Source organism: Myxococcus sp. MISCRS1 (genome assembly GCF_026626605.1).
In the GTDB taxonomy this organism is placed as follows: domain Bacteria; phylum Myxococcota; class Myxococcia; order Myxococcales; family Myxococcaceae; genus Myxococcus; species Myxococcus fulvus.
Genome location: NZ_JAPNKB010000001.1, coordinates 6293067 through 6306015 on the forward strand (window position 1 = coordinate 6293067; position 12949 = coordinate 6306015).

The window sequence follows — 12949 nt, forward strand, 5'->3', positions numbered from 1 at the left end:
CGACGCGACACCATGCAGCTCGACAGACGGATGCAGCTCTTCGTGGTGCTGGCGGCGGTGTTCGTCACGGCGCTGGTGGTGGGAGACCTCATCGCCGTGAAGCTGTTCGAGGTGCACCTGGGCGGCGTGGTGGCGGTGATGTCCATCGGCATCCTGCCCTTCCCGGTGACGTTCCTGCTGACGGACATCCTCAACGAGTTCTACGGCAAGAGGACGGCCCGCTTCGTCACGTGGGTGGGTTTCTTCATGGCCATCTTCGCCTTCGCGGTGATTGCCATCGCGGTGCGGGTGCCCATCGCGCCGCTGACGCGCGCGCCGGACTACCAGGGCACGGTGGAGAGCGCGTTCAACAACGTCTTCGACGGCTCGCAGCGCATCCTCGTCGCGTCGATGGCGGCCTATCTGGTGGGCCAGTTCACCGACATCGCCCTGTTCAACCTGCTCAAGCGCGTCACGAAGAACCGGCTCCTGTGGCTGCGCGCCACGGGCTCCACGCTGGTGTCGCAGCTCATCGACACCGTGGTGATGCAGTTCGTCGCGTGGACGGGCGTGCTGCCCACGAAGGTCATCGTGGGCATCGTGCTCTCGTCCTACGTCGTGAAGGTGCTCGTGGCGGTGGGCCTGACGCCGTTCATCTACCTGGGCCACTCGCTGGTGGAGCGCAAGCTGGGCATCAAGCCCCTGGTGTTGGGCGCGGACGGTGAGCCCGAGCCTGCCGCGGACCTCGCAGCCCCCGCGCAGTCGCGCGCCGCCTGAGGCGGGGCTCACGGCACCAGGCGCTGGAGGAAGGTGTCGGTGTCGTCGGCGGTGAAGGGCTCCTGGGCGCCGAAGGCCCGCGTGCCGGTGAACGAGCCCGCGCTCGCGAGGTCGCCTCCTGGCAGGAAGGTGATGTCCCGCAGCTGGAGCCCCGGCGCGCAGGGCTCGGTGGCATAGGGGGCTCTCCACGACAGCGCTCCCCGGGCGCTGAGTCGCGCCAGCTCCGAGCCGCAGCCATGGCGGAAGAGCACCGCTGTGCCGCCGTTCACATCCGACGTGAGCCGCGCGCCGCTGGCCTCCGCCGACGCCGTGCCCGTCAGCGCGTGTCCCCACAGGGGGCGTCCCGCCGCATCCGCCGCGAGGATGAACGCGGCGCGCGGACAGCCCCGCGCATCACAGGTGGGCGAGAGCACGGAGCCACCCCAGTGCAGGGTGCCCGCGAAGTCGCCGGTGAAGCGCAGCCCGCCGTCCGCGGCGAAGGCGACGTGCGTGAAGTTCGGTGCGTCGGGGCCCACCTCCAGCTCCCAGTACACCTCGCCGACGGGTGACAGCCGGGCGATGAAGCCGATGCTCTCGAACGGCGCCAGGGGCCGCTGGCCCACGAGCACCGCGCCGCCATCCGGGTCCAACGCCACGGCGGACGCCGAGGACATCGCGGGGAGCTCCTGGGACCACCGGACGGTGCCTCGCGCGTCGTAGCGCGTGACCAGCCGTCCGTGCGCCACCACCACTTCACCCTCGATGTCCGGCGTCAGCGCCTTGAGCGTGCCCGTCGAGCGGGCCCACTGCGGCGAGCCGTCCGCGGCCAGCTTCGCCACGAAGTGGCTGTCGGCGATGAGCGTCTCGCCCAGTCGCAGCCGTCCCTCCACCTTGCCGGCGATGAAGAGCTCCGCCGTGGAGGCGATGCCCAACAGCTGCGCGTGCGCGATGGCGGGGCCTCCCTCCGAGGAGGGCTCGGCCGTGAAGGTCCGCGTCCAAAGCACCTGCCCCGCGCCATCGTGATGCGACAGCACGAGCGACGTGCCGTTCGCCTCCACCGATGTGGGACCGGAGGTGCCCGTGGCCCGCGAGGTGCCCAGGAGCACCAGGCCGCCGAGCCCATCCGAGGCCAGGGCCACGACCTCCTGCTGTCCGGGGAGCCGCGAGTGGACGGTCCACCGCGCGTCACCGGGCTCGAGCTTCGGAGGCTCGGGAGGCTGCGGAGGAGGTTCCTCCTCGCGCGGAGGAGGCTCGATGGGGGCGTCGCTCCCACCACAGCCGAGCACGGTCCACATGCCCAGCATCAGCCCCGCCGTGCTTGCCCGCCACCGTCCCATGTTCATTCCCCGTGAATCTGCTCGTCCTCCGGCCGGTGGCCAAGCTGGGGTCCGATGCTCCCGGAGGCAAGGTGGGCGTTGGGGACTGAACGAAGTCAGGGCAGGGAGGCGCGCGAGCGGGTCAGCTCGCGCCAGCGCGCGAGGGTCAGCGCCGTGTAGGGCCCGCTCTCCAGGCCATAGGCGCCCAGCGAGAAGCCGTCATTCCACTCCACGAGGGCGGTCTCCCCCGAGGAGAGCACGCCGAAGTCCACGGCGTAGCCCGCGGTGGCCTCCCCGGAGGTCTCCAGCAGACGAAGGGCCTCGCGCACGCGCTCCTCGTCGAGCGCGACGGTGGGGTCCCCCGCGTAGTGACGGATGCCCACGGATGTGACCTGCGCCACGAAGACGCGGTACTCGGTGCGCCACTGCACCACGTCCGAGCAGAGGAGCGGCGTGGCCCGAGACGCCCTCTCGAGGAAGAGCAAATCGTCGGCACTCTGGAAGACATGCCCCGTGAAGCGCTTCCTGCGCCCCTGGGGCTTGGCGAACACAGGGGGACTGGAGACATCGAGCACCCTCGCGGTGAGCTCGCCCACCGTGCTGCTCCACAACCGGCGGTGGAGGAAGGGCGTGAGGCAGGAGGGATAGTCCCGGGTGGGGGGCGGCTCGATTCCGAGCTGCTTCAAGGCGCCCAGGACCGTGGGCACATAGCCCGCGACGAGCGTGTCCGGGGTCAGCGGGAGCTGTCGCCGCTCCAGGCGCTTGGCGGTGAAGCACTCCGTGGGGATGCCCAGCGCGCGCAGGCCCTCGAGCAGCAGGCGCATCTCCGGCTCCATCCGCCCGTGCGACTCCTCCTCGATGAAGGCCCGCGTCAGTCCGTGCATGCGGTGCCTCAGCCTCCCGCGCGCGCGAGCGGCGTGAGGATGTCGCGCCAGTGCGAATAGAGGGAGAAGTGCCCTCCGCCCGGCAGGAAGTGGGGCACGGCGGTGGGGATGCGCGAGGCGAGATAGCGCCCCATCTGTGGCGGCACGATGCTGTCGCCGTCCCAGTACCAGAGGTCCACGTCGCGGCGAATCTCCTCGAGCGGGAAGTCCCACGGCGACGCGAGGATGTGGGCCTCACGGCGGATGCCCGCGACACCTTTGCGCGTGGCCTCGCGTCGCCAGCCCTGCACCTGCGCGGCGATGAGCGGGTCGGACAGCACGCGACGGTCATCCGGAGAGGCGTGGGCCATCACCGCGGCGAGCGCGCGGTCGGGGTTCGCGCGCACCTGTCGGTCATGCATCGCGAGCAGCGGGTGCAGCACCCACTCGGGCCAGGCGGCCATGGCGTAGGCGTTGCGGTAGTCGCGATTGACGCCCTCCATGCCCCCGGGGCGCTTGAGCGGCGAGGCGCCGGAGACGATGGCCGCGCGGAGGATGCGGTCGTCCAGGTGCCACGTGGAGACCGCGGCGTAGGGGCCACCCGCGGACACGCCGAAGAGGGAGAAGCGCCCGATGCCCAGCGCGTTGGCGAGCTGCTCCAGGTCGCTCGGGAAGTCGAGCAGCGTGCGGCCGGGTTGATGGTCGGACAGGCCGTAGCCGGGGCGGTCCGGCGTGATGAGGCGCACGCCGAGCCCGTGGGTGATGCGGTCATCCGGGTGGCGCATGTAGCGCGAGCCCGGGTTGCCGTGGATGAAGAAGACGGGGACGCCGTCCAAATCGCCCGACTCCACGTAGGCGAGCCGTCGCCCGTCCTTGAGTCGCAGGGAGCCTTCGCGCACCTGCACGCCGGAGGTCCTGTTCGAGAACGCGGTGTTCATGACTCCATCGCTTTCGAGCGAGCGCCAATCCATTCGGCGATGGAGGGCCACACGTGGGTGGAGCCCTTGCTGGATGCGGACAGGCCGATGTGGCCGACGGGGTAGCGCCGCGTCTCGGCGTCCTTCGTGCCCACCAGCTTCACCAGGGGCTCGCTCATGGCGGGGAAGGCGATGGTGTCCTGCTCGGCGATGACGTTGAGCACGGAGGCCTGGATGCGTCCCAGGTCGATGTTCTCTCCGCCGACCTTCATGCGTCCCTGGTGGAAGAGGTTCTGCTGGTAGCAGTCCTTGATGTACTGGCGATAGACCTCGCCGGGGAAGGGCACGGGGTCGGCGCCCCAGCGCTCCATCGCGAGGAACGTGGTGACGAAGTCCGGGTCGTCGATGCGACGGCACACCTCCAGCCAGCGGGTGACGCGCTGCACGGGCGCCACCATGAGGAAGCCGCTCTCCAGCACGGGCGTGGGCACGTTGCCGTAGGCGTCCACCAGCGAGTCCACGTCGAAGTGGTTGGCGGAGGTCCACAGTGTGTAGACGCCGCCCTTGCTGAAGTCCACGGGCGTGGCCTGCGCCACCAGGTTGCGGATGCCCTCGGGATACAGCGACGTGTACGCGAGCGCGAGCGTGCCGCCCATGCAGTAGCCGTAGAGCGTCAAATCCCGGCTCTTGCTGACCCGGAGCGTCCAGCGCACGGCGGTCTGGATGAGCCCGCCGAGCAGGTCGGACCAGGTGAGGCGCTCCTCTTCCTGGCCGGGCACGCCCCAGTCGATGGCGTAGACGTCGAAGCCCTCGTTCGTGAGGTGCTCGATGAGGCTGCGGCCCGGCAGGAAGTCGAGGATGTACCAGCGGTTGATGAGCGAATAGACGAAGAGGATGGGCGTGCGGTGGCGTCGGCGGGGCGCGGCGTAGCGGAGCAGCCGCATGCTGCCGCGCGTGTACACCACGGTGTGGGGCGTGGCGCTGACGGGCGGCTCACGGACGCCGGACGCGCGCTCGATGAAGGGCTTGAGGTACGGGTACGGGTTGAAGGGGCGGGCCTTGAGCGCGTGGGCGACGGCGCGGGTGAGCTGGAGCTGGCCCGTGACGAAGGAGCGCAGGCGCTGGGGCGAGGAGGCGGTCATGGCGCGTCACCGGGCTTCTTCGCGGTGTCGGAGGCGGCCTCTTGTTTGTGGAGCAGGTCCACGACGACCTCCAACTGGGAGCCGAGGGCCTCGACCTGGTCGTTCACGCGGCGGAGCTGGTCGCGGAGGTTCTCGACCTCGGACGTGGTGGGCAGGCGCAGGGTGCGCAGCGCGCCTTCGACGAAGCTGTTGCGGCGGATGCGGGCGTTGAGGCCCTGGCGCATCACGGTGCCGCTGGCGCGCAGATAGGTGGGGCTCTCGGCGACGCGAGAGAGGGCGCGGGTGAGGCCCTGTTCGGCGCGGGTGAACACCTTGCCCGTGCGCGTCTCCGGATGGGTGAGGTGGCCCAGGAGCTTCAGGCTCCGGGCGAGGAGTCCCCGAGGAGGAGGCGGACGTTCCGAGTCGCTCATGGCCTTGAGGCTAGCCCAAGGGTGCGCGGGAGCGCAGGGGTCAGCGCTCGAAAAGTGAACCGAGATTCATGTTTTGGGCGATGAAGGGCTCGGCCCGGATGTTCACGGCGCCGGTGTGCGTGGCGCAGGGCGTCCAACGCCCGGCCTCCAGCCGGTAGACCTCCAGTTGCTGCTGGCGTGGGTCCAACAGCCACAGGTGCTTCACGCCCGCGCGGGCATACAGGTTCATCTTCGCGCCCCGGTCCCGGGAGGCCGTGGAAGGGGAGAGGACCTCACACACCCAATCGGGAGCGGTCGTCATCCCCACGACCTGTGGAAGCTCGGGCATGCGCTCGTGTCGCCATGCGGCCAGGTCCGGCACGAGCACATTGGGCCCCAGATGCAGCTCGGGCTCGGGCAGGAAGACCCAGCCCCCGGGGCCTCGCCTGCGGAGCCCCTGCTCGAACGGACTCAGCACGATTGCCAGCCGGATTGCCGCACGTCCATGGGGAGGCAGCGGACGCGGACTGACGTGCAGCTCACCGTCGATGATCTCTCCCACTACATGCTCGGGAAGCTCTTCGAGCACTCGGTAGAGGCTCCTGTCGATGGGTGACTCGTCACTCATGTCGCCCCCAGGATGAGACTCCACCACCACCCGTGCAACCCGACCCCTGACCTCGTGCTGGATGTCCTCGTTCATCCGTTCAGCATGCATCATACCTCTGACATCCTCAATCAACCTGAGGACTCATCAGGTATGAGACCCGGAGAGCACGAAAACTCCGGGCTGGCCCCAGTCCGCTCAGCCCTGACGCTTCACCGCGAGCGGCCCGAAGGCCTGCGCCACGGGCATCAGCGACATCACGTTGATGTTCACGTGGGCGGGCCGCGTCGCCACCCAGTGCACCGTGTCCGCGATGTCCTCGGGCGTCAGCGGCTGCGTGTTGGCGTACACCGACGCGGCGCGGGCGTCGTCACCGCGGAAGCGGACGTTGGAGAACTCCGTGCCGCCCACGAGCCCCGGCTCGATGTCCGTCACGCGCACCGCCGTGCCCAGCAGGTCCGCGCGCAGGTTCAGGCTGAACTGCTGCACGAACGCCTTGGTGGCCCCGTAGATGTTGCCACCCGGATACGGATAGTCCGCGGCCACCGAGCCCATGTTCACGATGTGCCCCCGGTTGCGCGCCACCATCCCGGGCAGCACCGCGTGCGTGCAGTACATGAGCCCCTTCACGTTCGTGTCGACCATCACCTCCCAGTCCTCGAGCTTCGCCGACTGCGCGGGCTCCAACCCCAACGCCAGCCCCGCGTTGTTCACCAACACGTCCACCTCGGCGAACCCGGCGGGCAGCCCGTCGACCACCCGCTTCACCGCCTCGCGGTCCGTCACGTCGAGCGTCACCGGCAACAGCCGCTCCCCCAACTCCGCGCGCACCTTCTCCAACAGCTCCGTGCGGCGTCCGGTGGCGATGACCCGCGCGCCCTCCTGGATGAAGCGTCGCGCGATGGCCAGGCCGAACCCGGCCGTGGCTCCCGTAACCAGCACGTTCATGACGTCTCCTTCGGATGCGTTGCCCGCGCGCTAGATGGCACGGCCCACCGGCTCGCGCACGGGGAAAGGCCCGCCCTTCCTCCACTCCACGGCTCGTCAGGGCCGGCTTCACGACGCGCCCCCGCTCGCACGCTCCCGCCCGGAGCGGGCTTCTCCCAGAGTGAAGTCTGCATTCCCATCTCGGGAATGAATCCGCCTTCATCCGCACACCTCCCGAAATAGCGAGGCGAATCCGAGGCCGTCCGAACATCAGCACGGCTTCTTCGTGCTCCACGCAACCGCCTGGAATCGCGTTTCTCGCCTTCTTCCCCTCCGGCCTGGCGAGCCTGGCTTGCCGTTGCATCGGGGAATGAACAGGGCGCGAGCCCCGATTGGCGGCCGTCCCCGCGAGCGCCCCACACGCCGCGACCCACACAAGGAGTCCGACCGGATGCGCCAACGCTTACCGCTGATGACGGCTTGCTGCTCCGTGGCCCTGCTTGTCCTCCTCGCCTGCAATGGCAAGAGCGAGCTGACGCAGAACACGGGCTCGAGGCCGCCTCCGGACGGCACACCCTCGACGGGCACCGGGAACCCACCCGCGCCCACCACTCCCACGACGCCGACGAACCCCACCCCCGAACCCTCCTCGCCCGACCCCGAGGAGCCCTCCGAACCCACCCCCACCCCCCAAGAGCCCACGCCGGAGCCAGAGCCGCAGCCGCCCCCCGAGCCGCCGAAGCCCAGCTACACGCGCATCCTCTGGGTGGCGCCCTCCGGCAGCGACAGCGCCTCCGGCACCGAGAACGCGCCCCTGCGCACCGTGACGCGCGCCCTGACGCTCATCGCGCCGGGCGAGGCCATCTATCTGAAGACGGGCAACTACGCCGAGCGCCTCAAGCTGGAGGAGCGAGGAGGCTCGGAGGCGAAGCGGCTCACCGTGAAGGCGGCGCCGGGCCACGCGCCCGTGGTGAAACCCAGCGGTGAGTCCGCGCTGGTGGACGTGCGCGGCGCGTACTGGAACGTGGAGGGGCTCACGCTGGACGCGGCGGGCAGCTCCACCTTCGCCGTGCTGTGGCGGGGCAGCGCCGCGCACCACGGCGTGCTGCGCGACTGCGTGGCGAAGAACGGCACCGCGGGCGCGGGGCTCAACGTGTCGGAGAAGGCCCACGACATCCTCATCGAGGGCAACACCATCTCCAACTTCAGCCGCGGCAGCAGCGACAGCCACGGCGTCATCGTCCAGACGACGTCCAAGAACGTCGTGGTGCGCGGCAATGACATCCACCACAACTCGGGCGACGCCGTGCAGTGCATCGGCCCCGAGGGCGGCGCCACCGTGTCCGGCACCCCGTTCGACAACCTGCTCGTGGAGGACAACGAGCTGCACGAGAACCGGGAGAACGGCGTGGACGTGAAGACGTGCACCCGCGTCACCCTGCGCAACAACATCATCTGGGGTCACAAGGCCACGTCGTCCTCGCGCGGCGAGGGCATCGTCATCCACCTGTCCGCGTCCGACGTGACGGTGGAGGACAACGTGCTCTACGGCAACGGGCGCGCCATCAACGTCGGCGGCAACCGGGTGAACGGGCCGCCCGCGCGCATCGTCATCCGCCGCAACCTCATCCGCGACGGCCTGGGCGGCGGCGAGGACGGCGGCGGCATCCGCGTGGACACCACCAACGACGTCAAGGTGCAGCACAACACGGTGTGGAACATGCCGGGGCCGTGCCTCACCTTCGGCCACGGCGACACCGGGCCGAGCGCCAGCCTGGACGTGCGCAATAACGTGTTCGCGGGCTGCGCGGTGAATGTGCGCGCAGGCTCGGGGCGCTCGGGCGCGGTGATGGACGGCAACCTCTTCTTCCGCACGTCGGGAGCGGCCGTGTTCAACGTGGATGGCTCGGACACGGGGCTTGCGGACTGGCGCTCTCGCACGGGGCTGGACAAGCGCTCGTTGGAGAAGACCCCGGCCTTCGTCAACATCGACACCGGGGACTTCCGTCTGGGAGCGAACTCGGCGGGTCGCAACGCGGGTCTGGGGTTGGGATTGACCTTCTGTGGCACGGCCCCCGACCTGGGGGCATTCGAGTCGGACTGCCCCTGAGGCATCGGGGCGTGTAGAGTGGGCACCGTCCCCCCTACCGCCCCGACCCTCCACGTGCCGTCTCCGTTGGAATTCGCTCTTGGCATCACGCTGGTGCCTCCGGCCTCGCCCGCCCGGGAGCTCCTGGCCGCGTCCGCCGCGCGCGCCGGCCTGCGCGTGGTGGATGGCATGGAGGGCGCCGCCCTGGTGCTGGTGGACCTCACCGCGCTGGGCGGTGGCCCGGACCTCCAGGCCCTGCTCGACTCACCGCGCGCCTCGCACGTCACCCTGGTGGCCCTGGTGGAGCCCACCGAGCGGGGCTTCGCCGCCGCCGAGCCGCTGCGCCCTGCGGACGTGCTCACGGTGCCGGTGGCCGCGCACGAGCTCATCTTCCGCCTCCAGCGCGCCGCCGGACGACACCTGGAGCGCGAGGCCCAGGAGCGCGGTCAGGAGGACTTGTCGCTCCTGTTGGAGCTGACGGCCGACTACGCCGAGACGTCGGACGTGGAGGCGCTCCTGCACGGCGTCACCCGGCGTCTGGCGGAGAAGCTGGACATCGCGCGCGCCACGCTGGTGATGCTCGGCCGCAACGCGGACGAGGGCGTCATCGTCGCGGCGAGCGATGACCCGGCGCTCAAGGATTTGCGCATCGAGCTGTCGCGCTACCCGGAGATTCGCGAGGTGGTGCGCACCGGTCGCCCGGTGGTGATGGAGGAGGCGCCCACGCATCCGCTGCTCGGCGACGTGGAGCGGCGCGCGGTGGCGGCCCGGGGCATCCACGCCATCGCCGCGCTGCCCCTGCCCATCCGAGGCGAGGTGCGGGGCGTGCTGCTGCTGCGCGCGGCGGGACGGCGGCGGACGTTCACGCCTCGCGAAATCGACTTCCTCACCACGGTGGCGCACGCCACGGCGGTGGCACTGCGCAACGCGTCGGTGCTCCAGCTGGTGCGCGGGCAGACGGAGGCGGAGAAGACGGCGCGCCTGGCGGCCGAGGAGCAGGCGGCGTCCTTCAAGCCCTACCAGCTCTTCTTCGCGCACGTCAGCGAGGGTGTGGCCATCCTCGACGACAAGGCGAGCGTGCTGTCGCTCAACCCCTCCGGCGCGGCGATGCTGGACTATCCGGCGCCCGAGGCCCGGGGGCGGCACCTGCACCAGGTGACGCAGCCGGTGGACGACGGCGTGCTGATGGAGCTGGTGACGGCGGCGTCGCGCGGCGAGGCGCGCTCGGGCGTGGACGTGGAGGTGTGCACGGCCACGGGGCGCAAGCTGACGCTGTCGATGTCGGCGGCGCCGCTGCGAGACGAGGACGCGGCCACCATCCTGTCGTTCCGCGACGTCACCGACGCGCGGCGGCTGGAGGACGAGCTGCGCCAGACGAAGGACTTCCTGGAGCGGCTCATCGACTCGTCGGTGGACGCCATCATCGCCGCGGACCTGAAGGGGCGCATCATCCTCTTCAACAAGGGCGCGGAGGCGCTGTGCGGCTACACCGCGCAGGAGGCGATGGCGAACCTCACCGTGGAGCAGCTCTATCCGCCCGGCGTGGCGCGGCGAATCATGGCCACGCTCAGGGGAGCGGAGCACGGCGGCAAGGGCCGCATGTCGCTGACGCGCGAGGACCTGGTGCACCGCACCGGTGAGCGGGTGCCGGTGAACATGACGGCGTCCATCGTGTACGAGGGCGGGCGCGAGGCGTTCAGCGTCGGCATCTTCACGGACATGCGCGACCGGATGAAGCTGGAGCGCAAGCTGTCCGACGCGGAGACGCGGCTGGAGGAGAGCGAGAAGAGCGCCGTCATCGTCGCGCTCGCCGGCACCGCGGCGCACGAGCTCAATCAGCCGCTGACCTCGGTCATGGGGTACGCGGAGCTGCTCAAGCGCAAGCTGAAGGAAGAAGACTTCGCCTGGAAGCCGGTGGACATCATCTACCGCGAGGCGGAGCGCATGGCGGAGATCGTCCGGAAGATTGGGAAGATCACCCGCTACGAGACCAAGGCCTACATGGGGGAGCAGCAGATTCTCGACCTGGACAAGGCGACCTCCCATGAAGACTGAGACCCGCGCCATGCGCATCCCCAGCGGCCCAGGGCCCGAGTCCTTCCAGGCGTTCTTCGAGGCGCTCGACGCGCCCGTGGCGCTGTGTGACCCCATGCTGCGGCTCTTGGCGGTCAACGAGGCCTTCCACCGCTTCTGCGCGGACCACCAGGTCACGGTGGAGGACGTCGCGCGCACGCTGTCGTCGGTGGGCGTGCCGGTGGACAACTCGAGCTGCGACGTGGAGCTGCCGTTCGCCGGGAAGCCGGGCGCGGTGGTGACGCTGTCCAGACGGGGGGACGTGGTCGCCGTGCGGGCGAGGAACGACCCGGAGCTGGCGCGCAACCGGCTGGTGGTGGCGGAGCGGGCGCTGCTCGAGCAGGCGCGCACGGAGGGCGTGCTGCTGGACCTGGGCCGCAGCGTGGCGGAGGCGGGAGGCGAGGAGGAGCTGGTGGCCGCGGTGGCGCGCGGGGTGAAGGAGCTGTTCCCCGGGCGCTCGTTCTGCATCCGAATCACCGACTCGCGCACGGGCGGGCTGACGTCGCTCTACGCGGAGGGCCGGCTGAAGGAGGGCGCGCACGAGCCGCTGGTGTTGCTGCAGCGCGCGGTGGAGAAGCTGAACCTGGGGCGCGCGGCGCTGCCGCCGGGGCGGGTGACGGTGCTGGGCGAGGTGCCGCTGCTCTTCGTCGGGAGCACGCATGGCGTGAGCGCGCCGCTGGTGGCGAGCGGGCAGCTCTTCGGCGCCATCAACATGGAGTACCCGGAGGGCCTGGACGCGGACGTGCAGCACGACGAGCGCGTGCTGTTGCAACTGGCCAGCCAGGTGGCGGTGGCGGTGAAGAACGCGAAGCTCATCGACGAGCTGACGTTCGTGCGCAAGTACCTGGAGGACCTGCTGGAGAAGGCGAACGCGCTCATCCTCGTCGCCAATCGGGACAAGCAGGTGGTGGTGTTCAATCAGGCGCTGAGCGCGCTCACGGGCTTCCGGAAGGAAGACGTGCTGGGCAAGGACATCTTCTGGCTGGTGCCGGAGAGCGAGCACCTGCGCTTGTCGCAGGTCATCGCGGCGGCGATTCGCGGCGAGTCGGTGAACAGCTTCGAGACGCGGCTGTTGTCACGCGAGGGCCACGAGGTGCGGGTGTCCTTCGCCACGTCGTCGATGCTGGCGCACCACGGCGAGGTGGAGGGGGTCATCGCCATCGGCCAGGACATCACGGTGGTGAAGGAGCTGGAGAAGCGCATCATCCACGCGGAGAAGCTCGCGTCGATTGGGCAGCTCGCGGCCAGCGTGGTGCATGAAATCAACAACCCGATGACGGCGGTGGCCACGTACGCGGACGCGCTGTTGCAGCGCTCGCGGACGACGCCGGGTGCGAACCCGGCGGACCAGGAGAAGCTGCGGAAGATTTTGGAGAGCAGCCATCGCATCCTGCGCTTCACGCGCGATTTGGTCAGCTATGCGCGGCCGGCGCAGGACCGGCCGGAGCGGGTGCAGCTCAACGCCGTGGTGGACATGGCGGTGGGCTTCTGTGAGCACGTGGTGGGGCAGGCGCGGGTGAGCGTGCACCGGGAGTACTCGGAGCTGCCGCCGCTGTCGGCGGTGCGGGCGAACCTGGTGCAGGTGTTCGTCAATCTCATCACCAACGCGTGTCACGCGATGCCGCCGGGCGGCTCGGTGATGCTCTCGACGCGGCGCGAGGGTCAGGAGGCGGTGGTGTCGGTGCGAGACACGGGCACGGGCATCGACCCGAAGCACCTGCAGCGCATCTTCGAGCCCTTCTTCACGACGAAGCCGGAAGGGAAGGGCACGGGGCTGGGGTTGTCCATCTGCCAGGGCATCGTGGAGAACCACGGTGGCCGGCTCACGGTGGAGAGCACCGTGGGCGTGGGTACCACGTTCTCCGTGCGACTGCCACTGCCCGTGGAGTGA

Annotated in this window: 11 protein-coding genes; 4 read left to right on the top strand and 7 right to left on the bottom strand. The window is 70.0% G+C overall.

The genetic code is table 11. The features are described from left to right. Positions 1 to 12: 12 nt before the first annotated feature. Positions 13 to 756 (top strand): queuosine precursor transporter, encoded by a 744-nt coding sequence (locus OWM54_RS25020; RefSeq protein ID WP_267699119.1) that lies wholly within the window; start codon positions 13 to 15, stop codon positions 754 to 756. An 8-nt stretch (positions 757 to 764) separates the two neighbouring features. Here OWM54_RS25020 and OWM54_RS25025 read toward each other — a convergent pair whose 3' ends face one another. The 7 genes from OWM54_RS25025 to OWM54_RS25055 all read right to left on the bottom strand — a co-directional run bounded on the left by OWM54_RS25025 (position 765) and on the right by OWM54_RS25055 (position 6917). Beyond that, positions 765 to 2072, bottom strand: coding sequence for a PQQ-binding-like beta-propeller repeat protein (locus OWM54_RS25025; RefSeq protein WP_267699120.1), 1308 nt, complete (start codon positions 2070 to 2072; stop codon positions 765 to 767). 95 nt (positions 2073 to 2167) lie between these two features. Further along, positions 2168 to 2935 (bottom strand): ATP-grasp domain-containing protein, encoded by a 768-nt coding sequence (locus OWM54_RS25030; RefSeq protein WP_267699121.1) that lies wholly within the window; start codon positions 2933 to 2935, stop codon positions 2168 to 2170. A gap of 8 nt (positions 2936 to 2943) precedes the next feature. Then, complete coding sequence (locus OWM54_RS25035; RefSeq protein WP_223749605.1) at positions 2944 to 3852, bottom strand: alpha/beta fold hydrolase; 909 nt, start codon at positions 3850 to 3852, stop codon at positions 2944 to 2946. Continuing rightward, positions 3849 to 4973, bottom strand: coding sequence for an alpha/beta fold hydrolase (locus tag OWM54_RS25040; protein ID WP_267699122.1), 1125 nt, complete (start codon positions 4971 to 4973; stop codon positions 3849 to 3851). The genes OWM54_RS25035 and OWM54_RS25040 overlap by 4 nt, the downstream gene beginning before the upstream one ends. Continuing rightward, positions 4970 to 5383, bottom strand: a complete 414-nt coding sequence (locus tag OWM54_RS25045) for a hypothetical protein (RefSeq protein WP_074954179.1) — start codon at positions 5381 to 5383, stop codon at positions 4970 to 4972. Before OWM54_RS25045 ends, OWM54_RS25040 begins: the two co-directional genes overlap by 4 nt. Before the next feature lie 40 nt (positions 5384 to 5423). After that, positions 5424 to 5990, bottom strand: coding sequence for a Uma2 family endonuclease (locus OWM54_RS25050; RefSeq protein WP_267699123.1), 567 nt, complete (start codon positions 5988 to 5990; stop codon positions 5424 to 5426). A gap of 177 nt (positions 5991 to 6167) precedes the next feature. Continuing rightward, on the bottom strand, positions 6168 to 6917 hold the full coding sequence (locus tag OWM54_RS25055; protein ID WP_223749609.1) for an SDR family oxidoreductase: 750 nt from the start codon (positions 6915 to 6917) through the stop codon (positions 6168 to 6170). A 430-nt stretch (positions 6918 to 7347) separates the two neighbouring features. Between OWM54_RS25055 and OWM54_RS25060 the strand changes: the two genes are divergently transcribed. The 3 genes from OWM54_RS25060 (at position 7348) to OWM54_RS25070 (ending at position 12949) form a co-directional block, all read left to right on the top strand. Then, complete coding sequence (locus tag OWM54_RS25060) at positions 7348 to 9006, top strand: right-handed parallel beta-helix repeat-containing protein (protein WP_267699124.1); 1659 nt, start codon at positions 7348 to 7350, stop codon at positions 9004 to 9006. A 168-nt stretch (positions 9007 to 9174) separates the two neighbouring features. Continuing rightward, positions 9175 to 11040, top strand: coding sequence for a PAS domain S-box protein (locus tag OWM54_RS25065; RefSeq protein ID WP_255653490.1), 1866 nt, complete (start codon positions 9175 to 9177; stop codon positions 11038 to 11040). Between the two features lie 10 nt (positions 11041 to 11050). Then, on the top strand, positions 11051 to 12949 hold the full coding sequence (locus OWM54_RS25070) for an ATP-binding protein (protein WP_267701164.1): 1899 nt from the start codon (positions 11051 to 11053) through the stop codon (positions 12947 to 12949).